Origin of the sequence: Dasania sp. GY-MA-18, assembly GCF_024734385.1 — a bacterium.
In the GTDB taxonomy this organism is placed as follows: domain Bacteria; phylum Pseudomonadota; class Gammaproteobacteria; order Pseudomonadales; family Dasaniaceae; genus Dasania; species Dasania phycosphaerae.
In genome coordinates, this window is sequence record NZ_JANHAP010000002.1 from 343,002 (window position 1) to 361,616 (window position 18,615).

Genomic DNA, 18,615 nt, shown 5'->3' on the forward strand with positions numbered 1-18,615 from the left:
AGAGACACGGTCTGAAACTTCCTACTAACCAAGTAATACGCCTCTGCTCTGCTGTTAATATAATTACTCATGTCACCTGCCAATATTTTTTTATTCAATCGGCTAAGAACTCGGTAATCAAGAAATGAATAATAACCGCGTTCTATCCAGCTTTTTTTCTCGAAACCAACAACTATTTGATATGCATCAAAATCGGTTTTACGCATTTCTTTCAATATTGAATCTATTATCAGAAGAGTTATTAATCTTGATACAACAAAAACAAAAACCAATAAAAAAACCACTGAAATAAATATATTAATTAAAATATCCATCATGATAGCTCAGAAAAATTTAATCTCATTACTACATCTCCTCTTTAAAAAATCCTTCTACAAAATCCTTAACATTTTTAACATCTCCCGTAGCTACTGTATCCGTAGCCACTACAGCCCCTCCTACAATTGTAGCTGAAACACCTACTCCAGCCTCAAAACTTACCCCTGTAATGTCAGCAGCATTACCTCCAGGATTGTTTGTAGGAGAAGTCCCGTGCAATGTAGCTCCAACCGCAAGCCCCGCATCGCCATCAACTGTAAAATCTATCCCCTCGCCAAGGAAATCAGTAATATTATCCATTTTATGCAAACCTACTTCTAAAACTGTTGATAATTGAGGCGTTGTAACTCCGTATGCTTTTGTTGCTGATGATTGATATGTAACCCCATCCTTCCCAAAGTTAATCACTAAATTTCTTGAAAGCTCACCAGCAATTGCCGCCCCTCCTCCGCTCTTTATAGCAAATGAAATTTGAACATCCCTACCATCAGGGTCAATATACAAGTAAGGGTTATTATTAGCATAAGCATACCGATTAAAGTTATGCACGTTATCAAACCCAACCGCATCATTCCCATAAAACCTCCCCAACACAGGATCATAATACCTAGCCTGCATATAAGTCAGCCCTAAATCCGCATCCTCCAAATGCCCGGTATAACCCACGCCTTCGCGTTGGCCATCCTTCGTCTCACCATATGACTTATAATAAGAGCGCCCTAAAATATTCCCAGCCTCATCTGTTTCCAAAACAGGTGACCCTAACAAATCTGTTTGCACAAACACTACAGACTCAGATATCGCAACATTAGCGAAACACAAAAATAATACCGTGATAAATAACTTTTTAATTAATATATTCATTTACGCTTACCCCCACCGGTACCGCCACCAGCCTCACCACTACATCTATATAAGGGCGGACTACTAAAAGTCATGGTTCTGTATGTGCTGCATAAGCCATGAGTATCATTACACGCCTTTACCCTAAAGTAGTACTTGGGCAATGAATTATTACGCGCAAAACTATAAGTCAATTTATTTGCATTAATTTTTGTCACCCAGGAAGCGCCATCACCATTTTTACGTTGCATTACATATCTTGATGCACCAGCGGATTGACTCCAATCAACTTTAATACCACACGATGTTGAGCTGATGAAGTACTGGCTTGCTGATATAGTCGGAACCGCAGGTGTAAAGGGCGCTTCTACATTAACGACTGTGGATATTTTCCACCCACTACAACTATCATCAGCACTACCATTACAAGCCCTAACTCGATACTTATAGCTCCCGTCTGTAACCCCACTTATCGATGTTGAAGTACCTGACATAGTTATTGACACCGCCGTCCATACAGCGTTGTTTTTTTGTTGCCACAGCTCCGTGCGAGTCGTTGTGGCAGGCTTTGCCCAACTAATAGCAATCGTTTTATTTGTTACTAATGACGTTGGTACCGTAATAGATGAGGGGAGTTCGGGCGGAAATAAAACGTTAACACTACCCACAGAGGTTAACCAGTCACTGCAACCAGCATCATTACAAGCGCGCACCCTAAACTTATAGTTACCATTGTTACTAATCACAATCGTTTTAACCGTATCGTATAAGGGCTCATTCAAGCTACTATCGTTGGTTACACCTTCAATAACAGTTTCAACTTCATAGTATTCTGTAAACTCTGAACTTAACCAGGTTAAGGTAACATTACCATCACGAATAACATTAGACGGCAAGCCTAGCGACGTGGGAGCTTCTGGCTCAACAAGCGCAGGGTGCGTCCCCCAACCACCACAACCTTTCACGTTACAGGCTTTTACACGATAAGGGCCGGCGTCGGCCGAGGTATACTGCTTACCAACCTGTTTAGCCACCTCAACCCATAACCCTTCTTGATAGGCCTCTATCACATAGTCTTCTGCCTCAATGTGGGAAGCCCACGTTAAGACATACTCACCAAGATTTGGAGTTAGCAAGACTGATTTAACTTGTGAGGGCGCATTATTAATACGAGCAATCACTCTACCATTTAGATAGACGTGGTCAATCACCTCACCAGTGGGCTTCTCTTGATATAGCAACTGACCAGCTTTACTGTAAACAGTATAGGCCGTACCTGACGTTTTAATTTGTTTTACGCGACGATTATGACCATCGTATATATAAGCAATAGCGCCAGAGCTCGTCAGCTGATTAGCTTGATTGTAAATAAACGTTCTTTCACCATTATTAATGACATTACCGTGACTGTCATAATCGAAGTCATAGGTTTTGAAGCCCGTCACTGCATCCAACAGATTGGTAGTTGTATCATAGTTATAAGTCAGCACTTGACCATCTACTACCTTACTAGTGATATTACCCAGCATATCATAATTAAAATCTGCCCCGCCCCAAAAACCACTGGCAGTATCCAAGCGATCTAAATCGTCATATGTAAGCCCAATATCATGGGCCGGTAATAATTTATCGTAGATATTCAATACATTTTTATTATTGTCATAATCGTACTCTAGCCGGTTAATATAAGTACCCGTTATGATTTTTTTGGCATTTAAAAACTGTGGTAGTAACCGCTCATCTAATGTCGTTTGATATTTAATTCCATTAGCCAATTCAACCCAATGGGCTAACCCACTGGGGTGGTAACTGACCTCGGTTACCAAATTAGAAATCACAGAATTAACTTCATGCTGTATCGCTGTCACTTGACCTAGAGCATTATTGGTATAAATTACCGTTCTGCCCGATGGGTACTGCAAGCGCTCCTGATAACCCAGACTATCATATTCACGCTGAAGCGGATAAACCCGGTTATCCAGTGTCATCAACTCCATTTCAACGTTATTTTGACTGTCATAGTCGTAGTTTAACTTGACAAGGTTGTTATCAATTTCTTTTAGGTTACCATTGCCATCCAAAATCTGAGTGACTACTAAATCAGGGTAGGTTGTTGCCATCAAACCCAATTGGTAATCATAAGTAAAAGATGTTTTAGCAGTTGCGGGTACCACCGAGCGATCACAGGTGTCAGCTGAAGAAGCTATACCTTCAGCCCGCCAAGACAGCATATTGTCAGCGCTGTAGCTGTAATAAGTCCAGTTCACCTCTGGCCTAAATAATTTACATAGCCGCTGGTTACTATCGTAAATATACTTATTTTCAAACCCACCTTGTTTTACGGAGGTTTTATTCCCCAAAATATTATAACTAATCTCCGTTGTCACAGACTCCGGCGAGCTAATCATCTTTGCCATTTTCTGCTCAGGCTGGCCATAAGCCAAATAGCTGGTTGTGGTAGCGTTGCCTCGTGGATTAGTTGCTTCGATTTTATTACCTAGCTTGTAGATATAATAAGTGCTCAGCTGAGTAGCGACCTCTTCTTCTTTTTTTACTCTCCCTATCCCATCATAAACAATCGAAAAACCGTCACCCTCGATAGAAGAGATCGATGGATTTGACTGAAAGGTAGGACGACCTTCGTAGTCATATTTAAAATTTTGATAAAAAGCAGTATCCGCTATATTTGTGACATCTTCTGCTTTTGTTAACACCATGCGTAGTAAGGCATCGTAATAACGGACTTCTTTAAAGCTACCTCGAGTGATTTCTTGTACCAGGGAACCATTGAAGCCAGAAGGATCTGAGGATTGTTTGCCACGGTATACAATATTTGTATCATCAAAGGTTACATCGGCAATATTAACAACTTGTAAACGATTCAGATCATCATAGCTATAACTAGTGTTATTACCTCGCCAGTCCGTACGGTTAGTAACATTACCAAAATAATCTACAACCTGACTTGCGCTAGTAGTCGTACCACTATCATAACGATCTGGCTGGATAATCAGCTGAGGTCTGCCACGCTTATAACTATCTAACTGCACCCAACTATTGGCTGTATTGAAGTCTATACGTTTAGGGTTACCATCAGCATGATAAGAAGTAAATGTCTTGACCAGTCGACTGTAAACATACTCCGCACTGATAACTTTTTGATTAGAATATAATCCAGATGAACTAATTGTTTTATAGTTTAGATCCTTAACTGTGATATAGCCCGTACTGCTGTTGTCACTTACTTTCGTTTGGTTTGGTAAATTTATTAGCCAATTGGCAGTGTCATGAATATAAGAAGTTTGAGTGTACTTTTTCTCTGTAGAAAAGTTATTTAACTCTTCTATAAGTTTCGGAACTCCATATGTATTGAAGTCAGAATATCTAGTCGTAAAAATATCTTCACCACCTTCCTTGTAGTCCCTTATAATTGTTTTTGTTTTATTAATGTAAAAATTATCAGAATCATCATTATCCCAAACTGCAATTACATAACCTACCCGCTCTCCTTTGCTATAAAAATTTTCAACTTGACGTAATTTGGTAAAACCATTTTTATCATAATAACGGACCATTACTTCCTGGTTTTCTAAAAAGTTCCACTTACGGCTGTAATAATATTTAGTTTTACCACCATCAGGTGCTGTAACAGTTGTGCTCTTTAAATCACCTGCATCATAGCCTGCAGGTGGCACCAGCCCTGAAATTGTCGGTTTAGTATTACCTTTGTAGGCACCTTTATTTTGTGAATAATTATAATTCCAGGTTTGAGTGGCAACGCCTGGCCCTGATAAGCTTTTATTAACCAGTGAGGTCGCAATAAAACAGCGTTTAAGCATAGTATCTTGAATATCTCCCTGATGCCCCCCTCCATTAGGACCATCAACAAGCCCATAAATAGGTATATATTCGACATTGGTGCGCCCATGCAGGGTTTCTTTTAACTCGAACGTGCCTACAACCCCATCAGGATGGGTAATCGATATAGTTTTAGTAGCCGCTGTAGATGGATCAAAGTCGCAGCCTTCTATCCCTCGATGCTCTAGCGACGCTGAAAGGTCAAGCGCACTCAAATCAATTTTCCAGCTCGTATTGTCTGGCCTAGTTACCTCTACAAGCTTAGCAATGGTACCACTATGATTGAACTCATACTTGTACTGCCACTTTTTTCCATTCACGGCAATATAATCAACTAGTTGAGTTTGACCCCGTAAAGCAGAATCAGCAGCATGGAGATAGCTCACAATAATTGTTCGGCCATCACTAGACGTAATTCTTGTCAGCCGTCTACCATCAATGGCAAATGGCCTAGAAAATTCCAAGCCTACATCATAGGTTTCATAGTCATACTTAACCCAATTACCAAACCTATCCTCAACCTTACTAGCGTACATATAAACCTGGTAGCCAGCCTGCTTATGAATAGAATGAGTTCCCATAGGTATAATTCGAGTTTGATAAAAGGCTTTCTTATTAAATGTATATTTGACGCCTTCTGGTGAAGTCGCAATAAAGCCTTCACCGATTTTATTAGCAGCAGCATTGGTGCGGTCAAAACAATCAACTTTCCAGTTAGAGCGAGTTTTATAACCATTAGCGCCAGAAAGAAAGGTTTGCTGCAACATTTCACCCTGCGTCACACCCGGTATATTTAGGGTTAAACCATTCCAGTATTTTCTGGGACCTGGGAAACCATCTGAATAATGATTATCTTCTATAAAATTATCATCGTTAGAGCATTCTGTTGTCCCAGTCCAGGGCCCAACTATGCCGTAAGATTTGTCATATACGTAGCTAGCATGCATAGCCTGGCTACGGATATGCGGCACATCCAACGACCAATCGCCAAATGCCATATAATTTTTGCTGGCAAAGTGTGTTTTTCCAAAGGTGCGCCTAATAGCGACCTCTAAAGGGAAATTACCCGGCACCTGAACATCCATGTGTGAAAAGGCCAAGCTACCACTAGCCAAATCAACACTATCGCCCAACAAAGCAGAACCATGTGGAGAAAGTTCATAATTAACCTCCACCCTTTCCAGATACTCTGCATTGGGTATGTCTTGCTGAGCCATAGCTGGACATATAGAAGCTAATATACCTATGATAGTAAGTAGTTTTGACAATTTAATATCCACTAAAGCCTCTCCCTGGATTTCTTAAAAATCTTAATAACTAGTGCTATCAAACTTCAATAAAATCATGAATTTGAAAGCCGAGCCTTATGTAAATATTAATCGCCCGGCTTTAAGCGTTATTAGCTATAGCATCAAGTGGTTAAAATTAAGAATACAAATAATGTGATGATATTTTTTGACGAGATAAAAAAGCTGATCATTCCTTGATCCTTATAAAACAATTTGAGCAACCTTAAAATTATTATTCAATCAAATGCAATGGCAACTAGATAAAGGCTACAACAGAATATTACGCAGTGATACATAAAAAAACGTAATTAATTCACAAAAGTAATGGTATCATTTCTGAAACTTAATACTAATTAAGCATTGACCACATCAATTCCCCTAGACTATTCTTTTTAGACCCCCTATGCACTCATTGCTGACAACATCTTACGCACAACATAGGAGGGCTTAGTAAACATCCCCCCCCCTCCCGCCCCGCAGTATTAATCCCTACTACATATGGCCGCACAACGCACACCTTACTCATATCGCCTCCCCCCAAAATCTAGGTTTTTGAACACAAGGCCCCTAACGATGGATTACAATTACGGACTTTCAACTTAAGCTCGTCTATATTATGCACTTGCAACACTTGCGCAATGGATCACAGCCAACAAGTTCAATGGGAAACTGCATGAAATATATCAACACCCTGCTAATCAGCGGCCTACTATGCCTCAGCGCCGCTTACAGCCAAGCCACCACCGTTAATATCAATACCAAAACAGCCAATGATATCGTGGCGCGTTATGCCACTAGTGAGCATCAAGCTGCGTTGGCTAGCTTTAGCCAATTTTTGCAGTTAGTGCATGATGGCGGTAAATACAAACACCTCAAACCGGCAATCAAACATTATTTAAATAGCACGCCGCTCAAACCTACTCAGCAGCAACAGCTATTTAGGCTACTAGGCATTTACGCCCAACTCAAATACGGCCACGAGGCCATAACCTCCCTGCGCGAGCTGGTGGCCATACCCACCTTTAAAACTGAGGGCATACCCTCACACCAAAGCCCCGCCATGAAAGAGCTGGGCACGAAGTTAGAAAGCATTGCAACTAGCTTTGGCCTGCAATTTAACAATGTGGATGACCGCGCTTTTGAAATTACATTGCCCGACAATAATGGTGGTAAAAATATTGCCCTGCACGCCCATGCCGATGTAGTGCCGGTTAACCCGGCAGATTGGGTGCTAGAAGACGGCACTCAGCTAGACCCCTTTAAGCTCACCGAAATTAATGGCCGCTTATACGGCCGCGGTGCCGAGGATGATAAAAACGGTATAGTCGCCACGCTTTACGCCATGCGTGTTATTAAAGAGGAAAGCATTACTTTGGCTAACACTATGCGCTTGCTAGTAGACACTACCGAGGAGTCAGACGGCACCGCCATCCCCTACTATTTACAGCGCTACCCTACCCCTGAATACAACCTGGCCTTAGACGGCGGCTACCCGGTGGTGATAGCCGAAAAAGGTTATGGCACGTTAATGGCCAGCTTTCCTGTGCGTAAAGCTCGCGGCCAAGGTGTAGTGGTTAACAGCATTACCGGCGGCTTAGCAACCAATCAAATACCCGCTAAATCAGTAGTTATGCTCACCAATGCCAATTCGCAATTTAAAGCGAAAGTTGATGCCTTAGCCAAAAAATTTGTTGCCGACAATGGCTCTAATTTCGCCATGGCCAGCAGCTTACAAGGCGAGCAACTACAACTAGTGCTTACCGGTGTTTCTGCACACTCTTCCGACCCCGCCTCTGGGGTTAATCCGGTATCGCGCATGTTGTTGTTTATACACAACCATAAACAAGCATTGGGGCTGGCTGAAAATCATATTACCGACGCCGCGCAATACGCCGCTGAAAACTTCGGGCTAGATTTTTACGGCAAACGCTTAGGGGTAGATTTTGCCGATGACTTTATGGGGCCGCTCACCATGGCGCTGACTTTTATTAGCCTGGACGACAAGCAGTTACAGCTGGCGGTTAACCTGCGCGCACCAAAGGGTAAGCCCACCGAGCAGCTGAAGCAGGAAGTTAAAACCAAGCTGGATGCCTGGCTGGCCAACAGCGGTATTAATATGAGTTACAGCCACAGCCAGCGTAAACCCATGTATCGCAGCCCCGAAGGCAAATGGGTAAACGCCCTGCTGGATATCGCCACCGAAAACCTGGGACTGGAACGCAAGTTTGGCACCTCTGGCGGCGCCACCTCTATACACGACTTACCCAATGGGGTGCAGTTTGGCTTAGCTCGTGATGACGAAAAATACACTGGCCACAATGCCAATGAGTTTAAGCGGGTGGAGCAGTTTATGCTGGACTTGCGCATAGTGACGGAGATGATGGTGAGGCTGGGCAGCATGGAGCAGCTGTAAGCTTTGCATGCTTGCGGGGTTAGATCTGCGTAGCGGTTCTGGCCCATGTTGCTATAGATCCCGGATCAAGTCCGGGATGACTGTGCCAGAATCTTTCTAATTACTTACCATAGCCTATACTGATGAACGGCTTTATATAACCACCTCGCAAGCCTGACCATAATAATTAAAAGGAGTGTTAATTATGCTGGATCTATATTCTTTAAAAGCCGAAACACGCTACGGCTGCCCCGCTGCTGACCAAATTATCATTAACCGCAACTATGTGGTGGGTTATTCTTATTATTTTAGACAGGCTAAGTGGGCGCTGGAGATTGTAGACCCAGATAAAAAAGTCATGAGTACAATCGAGCGTTTAAATAATTTTAGGCCAGATTACCGCATCCCTAAACGTTTTAGAGCTGATCTTAGTGATTACACTGGCAGTGGCTACGATAGAGGTCATTTAGTGGCTAGTGCAAACCAAAATGATACACATATACAAAACAGTGAAACCTTTTTGCTGTCTAATATGTCGCCCCAAAAAAAGGAACTTAACCGCCAAATATGGCGCGAACTGGAATCAGCTGTGCGCAAGCTAGATGCTAAGTCATCCGTGCTAGAAACTTATGTCATATGCGGGCCGATTTTTGATTTCACACACTCAATACAATTTATCGGTGAGAATGATAAAAATGGCATAAAAGTGCCTATACCTAGTCATTTTTTTAAGTGCGTACTTACAGAAGAAAATAGTGGCAGGCTTAAAATGTGGGCCTTTGAAATGCCTAATAAAAAACTGACTGGCTCAATTGGCAACTATCGCGTATCTACTGCACATATAGAGCAACGCGCTGGCATTACCTTATGGGATAATTTGTTAGGTCAGTTTATTGATAAAGAAAAAAATAAAGTTCGGGCTATGTGGCGCTAAGCTGCTTAATTGAGCGCGCGCTGCTTGATTCTTTCAACAGCAGCCAGACTGCACTTTATAAAACTTATAAAACAGACATAAAAAAACCGCAACTAGTACGGTTTTTTTTGATTCTGAATCAAGTTCAGAGTGACGAGCAATGGGGCCAAGGCTGCTGTGCAGGTCTGGCCCCTTTACGAAAAAAGAAGATTAATCTTCCTTAGGATATACCCGGTAATCAACACCGGCCAATTGCTCTAGCACACGGTGTACCTGGCAGCTGTAACCAAACTCATTGTCGTACCAGCAGTACATAATAACCTGGTTGCCGTTTACGATAGTGGCTTCACTATCGAAGATGCATGCGTGGCGTGAACCTACTAAATCGGTAGATACTACTTCAGGCGAGTTAGAGTAATCCACTTGCTTGCGCAGTGGTGAATGCAAGGCGATGTGACGCATGTATTCGTTAACTTCGTCTACCGTGGTTTCTTTGGCTAGGGTCAGTTTTAAAATGGCCATAGATACGTTAGGTGTGGGTACCCGTATCGCATTACCGGTTAGCTTACCTTCCATAATGGGCAATACTTTGGCCACCGCTTTGGCAGCACCAGTAGAGGTGATTACCATGTTTAACGGTGCGCTGCGGCCACGACGGTCGGCTTTGTGGTAGTTGTCTATCAGGTTTTGGTCGTTGGTGTAGGCGTGTATGGTTTCTACATGGCCTGACACTATGCCAAACTTATCGTTCATCGCTTTTAATGGCGGTGAAATCGCATTGGTAGTACAGCTAGCAGCACAAATAATATCGTCAGTTTCTTCGATGATGTCATTGTTAATGCCGTGTACGATGTTTTTAATATCGCCCGCGGGGGCTGTTAATAACACTTTGCTGGCACCGGGGCGCAGGTGACGCGATAGCGCTTCTTTGTCTTTGAAAATACCGGTGTTATCGATAATGATTGCGTTGTTAATGCCGTAAGCTGTGTAGTCCACTTCTTCGGGGCTGCCAGCGTAAATGACTTTTACTTCGTTACCATTGGCAATAAAAGAGCTGCGCTCTTCATCTACCCGTATGGTGCCTTTGAAAGGGCCGTGTACCGAGTCGCGACGCAACAAGCTAACACGTTTAACCAAATCGTTTTTGGCACCGCCTTGGCGAACAACTACCGCACGCAGACGTAGGTTTTCACCGCCGCCTGTTTTTTCTACTAATAAGCGCGCCATTAAACGGCCTATGCGACCAAAACCGTAGAGCACAACATCGCGTGGCTCGGCAGCTGGTGCGGGGGCGTTGATTAGGTCTTCAACTTGCGAGCGCACAAAATCTTCTACGCTCACGCCTTGGGCTTTAGGGCCCTCTTCATACATTACTGCAATACGGCCAGCGTCTATGTGGGCGATGCTCAAATCTAATTCTGCTAGCGCCTTGATTACCGGGAAGGTTTCAAACTCAGACAGTTCGTTTTCTTCAATCTGGCGTACCACTCTATGGGCTTGCATAATCTCAAGCACCGATTGGTTAACCAGGCTTTGGCCGTAGATGTAGGTTTTAACGCTGTCTTTACGATAGAGTTTACCTACCAATGGAATCATGGCTTCGGCTAGGGCTTCACGCTCTTTCCAATCGGCAAAATAGTCATCGGGTCTTTCACGGTTGGCATCGTTAGCTGTCACTGCTGGTTACCTTTAATGAGGGCTATAAAATGAGCGCGTATTATCTGTATTCATCCCCCCAAGTTCAACCGCTTAGGTGGCTTTTACTCAACATATTCGTCATTTCTTTTGTGAATAGATTATGAATAGCGCAATTTCGCAATGAAAATTGCTGGGGCTATCGCTACAATAGCCGCTTTTTAGCCCTGTAACCCTGTAGCCAGAAACCTGTTTATGACTGATCACAGCATTTTTGCCCCCATTACCCACTCAAAACACGGCGATAGGCTGCGTTGGGGCAACTTAGCCGGCAGCGCCAGCAGCTTGGCTGTGGTCAATGCGGCCCAGCAAAGTGGCAGCCTAACAGTATTAATCACCAACGATACCGCCAGTGCCTTCCAGCTAGAGCAGGAGCTGCGCTTTTACCGTGACGGCCTAGAGGTGTTACACCTACCCGACTGGGAAACCCTACCCTACGATACCTTCTCACCTCACGAAGACATTATCTCCGAGCGCCTAACCACCCTGCACAAGCTCAAAAACATGCACAAGGGCTTGCTAATTATCCCCATTAGCACCCTGATGCACAGGCTATTGCCGCAAAGCTACCTGGATGCTCACACCCTGCAAATACAACTGGGGCAAACCTTCGACATAGCCGCCATGCGCAATAAGTTTGAGGCCAGCGGCTACCGTTGTGTAGACACGGTATACGAGCACGGTGAGTTTGCCCTGCGCGGGGCCATCATGGATATCTACCCCATGGGTAGCAAGCTGCCCTATCGCATCGATTTGCTGGGGGATGAAATAGATACCCTGCGCACCTTCGACCCCGAGACCCAGCGTACGGTTAAACAGGTTAAAGAGATCAACCTATTACCCGGCAAAGAGTTTCCACTGGATAAAGACGGCATAGCCAATTTTAGAAACAACTGGCACCAGGCCTTTGACGTAGACCACAGCCGCTGCCCCATCTACCAAGATATTAGCCAGGGCATAGCCCCCGCCGGTATAGAATATTACCTGCCGCTATTTTTTGACCACTGCAGCACCCTGTTTGACTACCTGCCCGACGACAGCCTGTTTTTTAGCTTTGATGGCCTAGACCGCGCCGCCGAGCAATTTTGGCGCGACCTGCACAGCCGCTATGAAGATTTAAACATAGACCCTCAGCGGCCACTGCTAGCCCCCAACAAAGTGTTTATCCCCACTGAAGAGTTATTTTCGGCACTCAAGGGCCAGCAGCGTATTGTGCTGTTTCGCGACGCCATAGAAGAGCAACTAGGCAGTGTTAACTTCCCCGCCGCAGCACCGCCGTTTTTAGCCATAGATAACAAAGCCAGCCGCCCTTTAGCGGCCGTGCAGGACTTAGTGGCCGACGATAATAATCGCATACTATTTTGTGCCGAAAGCGCTGGCCGCCGCGAGACCCTAACCGAGTTATTAGGCAAGCATAAAATACGCCCCGGCAGCTGCAAAAACTGGGCTGAGTTTATCGCTGGCGAACAGAACATCGCCATTACTGTGGGCAATATAGAGTCCGGTTTGCGGCTTAATGATGTACAGGGCAAGCAAGTGTTTGTTATTGCCGAGGCGCAATTATTTGGCCAGCAGGTGATGCAAAAACGCCGTCGCCGCAAGGCCAGCGATAGCGGTGAAAACATAGTTAAAGACCTCACCGAACTCACCCTAGGTGCGCCAGTAGTGCATTTAGATCATGGTGTGGGCCGCTATCACGGCCTGCAAACTATAGAGGCCGGTGGCGTTAGCGAAGAATTTATCACCCTGGAATACGCCGACGGTGCCAAGCTGTATGTGCCGGTATCCTCGCTGGATTTAATTAGCCGTTACACCGGTGCCGATGTGGATATGGCGCCGCTGCACCGCTTAGGTAGCGATCAATGGTCTAAGGCCAAGCGCAAAGCTGCAGAGAAAATACGCGATGTCGCTGCTGAATTATTGGATATATACGCCCGCCGCGCGGCAAGACCCGGCCAATCCTTCAACCACCCCGAGCAGGATTACCAGCAATTTGCTGCCGCCTTCCCCTTTGAGGAAACCCCCGACCAGCAAAGCGCTATAGAAGCGGTGATTGCCGATATGCAAGCCAAAACCGCCACCGATAGGCTGGTGTGTGGCGACGTAGGTTTTGGTAAAACTGAGGTCGCCATGCGCGCCGCCTTTATTGCCGCGCACAACAACAAGCAAGTGGCGGTATTGGTACCCACCACCCTGCTGGCCCAGCAACATCATCAATCATTCAAAGACCGTTTTGCCGATTGGCCAGTCAATATAGAGGTGATCTCACGCTTTAAAACCGCCAAAGAACAAAGCCAAATTATTGCCGATACTGCCGCTGGTAAAATCGATATTTTAGTAGGCACCCATAAGCTGCTTAACGACGATGTTAAGTATCACGACCTGGGCCTAGTGATTATCGATGAAGAGCATCGTTTCGGGGTGCGCCAAAAAGAAAAGCTAAAATCGCTGCGCTCCGAGGTAGATATTTTAACCCTCACCGCAACTCCCATACCGCGCACCTTAAATATGGCCATGTCGGGCATGCGCGATTTATCCATAATCGCCACCCCACCGGCACGGCGTTTGTCGGTAAAAACTTTTGTGCGCGAACGCGATAAAGGCATGATTAAAGAAGCACTGCTGCGGGAGATTTTGCGCGGCGGGCAAGTGTATTACCTGCACAACGAAGTCAAAGACATAGACCGCGTTGCCCGCGAACTGCAAGAGTTAGCGCCAGAGCTACGCATAGGCATAGGTCACGGCCAAATGCACGAGCGCGAATTAGAACAAGTGATGTCCGACTTTTATCACAAGCGCTATAACGTACTGCTATGCACCACCATTATAGAAACGGGTATAGACGTACCCTCAGCCAACACCATTATTATCGACCGCGCCGATAAATTTGGCTTAGCGCAATTGCACCAACTGCGTGGCCGTGTTGGCCGTTCTCATCACCAAGCCTATGCCTACCTGCTCACGCCGGGTAAAAAGAATATGACCAGCGATGCCAAAAAACGGCTAGAGGCCATCAGCATGGCTGAGGACTTGGGGGCAGGCTTTATGCTGGCCACCCACGATTTAGAAATACGCGGTGCCGGTGAGTTATTGGGCGATGATCAAAGCGGCCAAATCCATAGCATAGGTTTTACCCTGTATATGGAAATGCTGGAGCGCGCAGTTAAAGCGCTTAAAGCGGGCAAACAGATAGACTTAGAAAACCCCATAGAGCACGGTGCCGAAATTAACCTGCGCTTGCCCGCCCTCATCCCCGACGACTACCTACCGGATGTGCATACCCGTCTAACCTTGTACAAACGTATAGCCAGCGCCGAAACCGATGAGGCCCTGCGTGAATTACAGGTAGAGATGATAGACCGCTTTGGTCTGCTGCCCGAGCCAGTGAAAAGCCTGTTTAGAGCCAGCAGCTTAAAACTGCGAGCCCACCATATGGGCATAGCTAAAATTGAAGCCCATAGCAGCGGCGGTAAGCTAGAGTTTTGTGAAAACACCGAAGTGGACCCGCTAAAACTGGTGCAGTTAGTACAAAGCCAGCCTGCGACCTTTAAGTTAGCTGGGGCCACCACCCTGCGCTTTGATGACGATCTGGAAGACCGCGAACTGCGTTTTCAATTTGTTGAAGACTTAATCACATTACTGGCCCCTAAAGCGGCCTAGCGGCCGTGTCAACGCGCAATGCCGCTTGATCTTAATTGTTTGAAGGCGGTAGAGTGATAGCCCTTAACAATAACTGTAAGTAACTTTATGATCTACCGCCGTATTGTTTTTTTAATTATCGCCATCAGCCTGTACGCCAGCACTGCCAATGCTCAAGATAATGCCGATACCGTTGCGCAGTGGTATCAGGTGGAAGTACTGGTATTTGCTAATAATGACCCTAACGCCGCCTTAGACGAGCAATGGCCACAGGAACTGGGGCTTAAATATCCGGCCAATATAGTCACCCTATCAGAACCCTTAGCGGCCATAATGCCCGATACTCTCAATGATGATCCTGCGGCAGTGCTGGATGCTGAGACGGCGGCCCCAACGAATATTGACCCCACCCCATTAAAGGCCTTTGTGAGACTGCCCAGTGAGCAACGCTTACTCAATAAAGAGGTAGCCAGTGTTATAGGCCAATATGATTTTCGCCCCTTATTCCATCAAGCCTGGCGGCAAACAATTAATGAACGCGATGAATCACTGAGCATAGCGATTAATGGCGGTGAAGCTTTTGATGACCACTTTGAGTTAGAGGGCAGCATTAAAATTAGCTTAGAGCGCTACCTGCACATACACACTGATTTATGGCTAAACCGCTTTGTGAGCAACGCCGGCGAGCAGCCGCTTAGCTGGCCCTTATTGCCGCCAGTGCCACGCAGCGTGCCGGAACAAAGCGCCACGGATTTAGCTTTTGCACCAGTAAACCCAGAGTCTGTTGCCGAACTTAATGATTTGAATGCGGAGCTAGAGCTGCCACCATTAACCGACCCGCTGACGGGCGCCAATCAGTTTTTGGCTAAGCAGCTGGCGCATTTGCGTGATAAACAATACCGGGTTGATAAAACTATCGTGCTGCGCCAACACCGCCGTATGCGCAGTGCCGAGCTGCACTATATAGATCACCCCTTGTTTGGGGTGTTAATACGCATAGATCCCTACAACCCAGAAGCGGTGAGCGAAAATAACAGCCAATAAGCGCTGCCGGTTTTGGCCGCTACTGAGGGCAGCCCGAAATAATGGCCGGTAGCGCCTGTGATAACACTGCCCTCACCTGCCCCATACCTTGATCAATGACTTCATGGATATCGTCCATGGTTATTAATTGCTCGCTACAGCCCGCTGCAGGGTTAACCACCAAGCACAAGCTGGCATAGTTAATCTCTAACTCCCTGGCCAAGGCCGCCTCGGGCATGGCGGTCATCCCTACAATATCGCAACCATCTTGCGCCATACGGCGGATTTCAGCGGCGGTTTCTAAACGCGGCCCTTGGGTTACCCCATAGACCCCGCCGCTGTGTATAGGGATGTTAACCGCGCTGGCGGCCTTTTGCAGCTGGCCACTAAGCTGGGCACTAAAAGGATGGGTAAAATCTATGTGCTGCAGCGGATTAGCCACGCCATCAAAAAAACTTTGCTCGCGGCCATAGCTGTAGTCGATAAGCTGGTCAGGTAACACTAGGCAGGCGGCAGTCATAGCCGGGTTAATACCACCCACAGCATTGACGGCGATGATGTCTGTCACACCTTGCTGTTTAAGCGCCCAGATATTGGCCCGGTAATTGACTTGGTGGGGGGCAATGGCATGGGGGTTGCCATGGCGCGCTAAGAACAGGCAGCTGAGCCCTACCCCCTGAGCTGACAAGGGTGTGCAAATAATGGCACTGGATGTTTCACCATAGGGGGTAGATCTGCCGCCCGGCACTTGGCTGCCAGCGGCAAACTCATTAAGGCCTGTGCCGCCAATAATGGCGACCACTGCTTGCTTAGCCATAGTGCGACCCTATGCAGATTGACTGTCGCTTAAGGCGGCCTGCTGAGCTATCTGCAAGGGATCCACTTTAAGGGTTGAGGTTGGGTAGGCTATATCGGCACCATGTTTGTCTATGATAGCCAAAATATCTAACAATACTTGTTGTTTGATTTTGTGGTACTCAACCCAGTTGGTGGTTTTGGTAAAGGTATAAATAAAGAAATCTAAAGAGGATGCCGCAAAAGCATTAAAGTTAACCATTAAGGTTTTCTCGGTGTCTATGTCTTCATTAGCCAATAAATACTCTTTAACGTCAGCTACAATGGCACCCACTTTATCGGCATCGTCATAGCGCAAACCTATGGTTTCGTTAATGCGTCGGTTTAACATACGCGAGGGGTTTTCTACGGCAATCTGGGTGAAAGTGCTATTGGGCACATACAGGGGACGCTGGTCAAAGGTACGTATGCGGGTTTGACGCCAGCCTATGTACTCCACCGTGCCTTCTATTTGCTTATCAGGCGAGCGTATCCAGTCACCGATGATAAAGGGTCTATCCAAATAGACCATTAAGCCGCCAAAAAAATTGGCCAGCAAATCTTTGGCCGCAAAACCTATCGCGATACCACCTACACCACCAAAAGCCAGTACCCCGGAGATACTAAAGCCCATGGTTTGCAGCACCATTAAGCTGGCGGTAATGATAATAGCGGTACGAAACAATTTGCCTAAAGCAAAAATAGTGGCCTCATCAACCGGTGTTTCAGTGCCCTCCTCGGCAATCAGCTGCTGCTCTATGCGTTTAACCAAGCGCACCAAAAACCAGGTTAACAGGATAATAACCAGCACCTCTCTGGCGGGCGCCACTATGGTAAAAATATAGGCCTCGGATTTGGCCCGTAATATATCCAGCACTAAGCTGGCACCTAGCAACCAAACCATCAAAAAGGCGGGCTTGCGGCCAGCAGCAAAAATGGCATCATCCCATTTATTGGCTGTTTTTTTAAACTGCTGCTCCAGTCGAGCAAATAAAAAGCGAACAAGGTAGCTGGCAAACAAGGTCAATAACACCACCACAAAAACTTCCCATAACCAGGGGAAGTCATCTGACTGAAAAAGACCCAGTACTGTTTGTAAAAATTCTTTATCCATTATTCACTCTATCGATTTTTTAAATGTGTTGAATTCAAACCCAGCCTAAATAATTTATACAATTTTATCCAGTAACTAGGCTTTTATATACCATAACTATCTTAAAATCCGGTGGCATTTATAGCATTTACCTACCTTAAAAGCTAAGCCTTTGAATCAGCTCCAATTTTTTAATGTTTGCAATTATTATAAGGCTGTGTTGGATGCAATCTCATGACTTCGATAACACTGGACAGTAAAAAATTAACTGTTATTTTTGGGTTGTAGCCATGAGTTATGAGGATAAAAGTAATGAGAAATGTCATGCCTAGCGTTGGCAACTGGTACAAAGAATTACAAGGTGGGGGCATTTTTGAGGTCGTTGCCGTTGACGAAGTCAGCCAAACCATAGAAACACAGCATGTAGATGGTGAAATCAGCGAGTTTGATCTGGATAACTGGCACGAACTGCAGCTGCTAGAGGTAGAGGAGCCCGAAGATTGGCGCAATGCCTATGAGCTTAGTTATGAGGACTCACTAGATCCTGACGCAGCCATACACCCCGAGGAATGGACCAGCCCAGTGAGCTATATAGAAACCGATATTATCAATGGCGTGCTAGACGATATTTAATTGCCGCAGCTGTTTTTTGCTCGAATAGTGCTAAGGAATAATAAAAAGCTTGCAGTGGCATTTATGCTGTATATAATCACAGCCA

General features: G+C 45.6%; 10 protein-coding genes. 5 read left to right on the forward strand and 5 right to left on the reverse strand.

The genetic code is table 11. From position 1 onward, the window contains the following. Positions 1-345: 345 nt before the first annotated feature. Both NO559_RS03975 and NO559_RS03980 read right to left on the reverse strand, forming a co-directional pair. Positions 346-1,182, reverse strand: a complete 837-nt coding sequence (locus tag NO559_RS03975; protein WP_258330494.1) for an RHS repeat-associated core domain-containing protein — start codon at positions 1,180-1,182, stop codon at positions 346-348. Continuing rightward, positions 1,179-6,299: a hypothetical protein gene (locus tag NO559_RS03980; protein WP_258330495.1), complete on the reverse strand. Its 5,121-nt coding sequence runs from the start codon at positions 6,297-6,299 to the stop codon at positions 1,179-1,181. Before NO559_RS03980 ends, NO559_RS03975 begins: the two co-directional genes overlap by 4 nt. 682 nt (positions 6,300-6,981) lie before the next feature. Here NO559_RS03980 and NO559_RS03985 point away from each other — a divergent pair. Both NO559_RS03985 and NO559_RS03990 read left to right on the forward strand, forming a co-directional pair. Then, a complete protein-coding gene (locus tag NO559_RS03985) occupies positions 6,982-8,721 on the forward strand; it encodes a dipeptidase (RefSeq protein ID WP_258330496.1) in 1,740 nt (579 codons plus the stop codon). Positions 8,722-8,905: 184 nt separating this feature from the next. Next, positions 8,906-9,634, forward strand: a complete 729-nt coding sequence (locus NO559_RS03990; RefSeq protein WP_258330497.1) for a DNA/RNA non-specific endonuclease — start codon at positions 8,906-8,908, stop codon at positions 9,632-9,634. Positions 9,635-9,823: 189 nt separating this feature from the next. Here the strand turns inward: NO559_RS03990 and NO559_RS03995 are convergent, their stop codons facing one another. Continuing rightward, complete coding sequence (locus NO559_RS03995) at positions 9,824-11,290, reverse strand: glyceraldehyde-3-phosphate dehydrogenase (RefSeq protein WP_258330498.1); 1,467 nt, start codon at positions 11,288-11,290, stop codon at positions 9,824-9,826. A gap of 213 nt (positions 11,291-11,503) precedes the next feature. On the opposite strand from NO559_RS03995, the gene mfd reads away from it, so the two are divergent. Beyond that, complete coding sequence (gene mfd, locus NO559_RS04000; protein ID WP_258330499.1) at positions 11,504-14,968, forward strand: transcription-repair coupling factor; 3,465 nt, start codon at positions 11,504-11,506, stop codon at positions 14,966-14,968. Between the two features lie 87 nt (positions 14,969-15,055). Continuing rightward, positions 15,056-15,991, forward strand: coding sequence for a peptidoglycan binding protein CsiV (locus tag NO559_RS04005; RefSeq protein WP_258330500.1), 936 nt, complete (start codon positions 15,056-15,058; stop codon positions 15,989-15,991). 19 nt (positions 15,992-16,010) lie between these two features. Here the strand turns inward: NO559_RS04005 and NO559_RS04010 are convergent, their stop codons facing one another. Both NO559_RS04010 and NO559_RS04015 read right to left on the reverse strand, forming a co-directional pair. Next, positions 16,011-16,787 carry an S-methyl-5'-thioinosine phosphorylase gene (locus tag NO559_RS04010; RefSeq protein WP_258330501.1) on the reverse strand — a complete coding sequence of 259 codons (777 nt, stop codon included), beginning with the start codon at positions 16,785-16,787 and terminating at the stop codon, positions 16,011-16,013. Positions 16,788-16,796: 9 nt separating this feature from the next. Next, on the reverse strand, positions 16,797-17,918 hold the full coding sequence (locus NO559_RS04015; protein ID WP_258330502.1) for a mechanosensitive ion channel family protein: 1,122 nt from the start codon (positions 17,916-17,918) through the stop codon (positions 16,797-16,799). 291 nt (positions 17,919-18,209) lie between these two features. Here NO559_RS04015 and NO559_RS04020 point away from each other — a divergent pair, with 291 nt between their 5' ends. Continuing rightward, positions 18,210-18,530: a DUF6763 family protein gene (locus NO559_RS04020; protein ID WP_258330503.1), complete on the forward strand. Its 321-nt coding sequence runs from the start codon at positions 18,210-18,212 to the stop codon at positions 18,528-18,530. Positions 18,531-18,615: the final 85 nt, after the last annotated feature.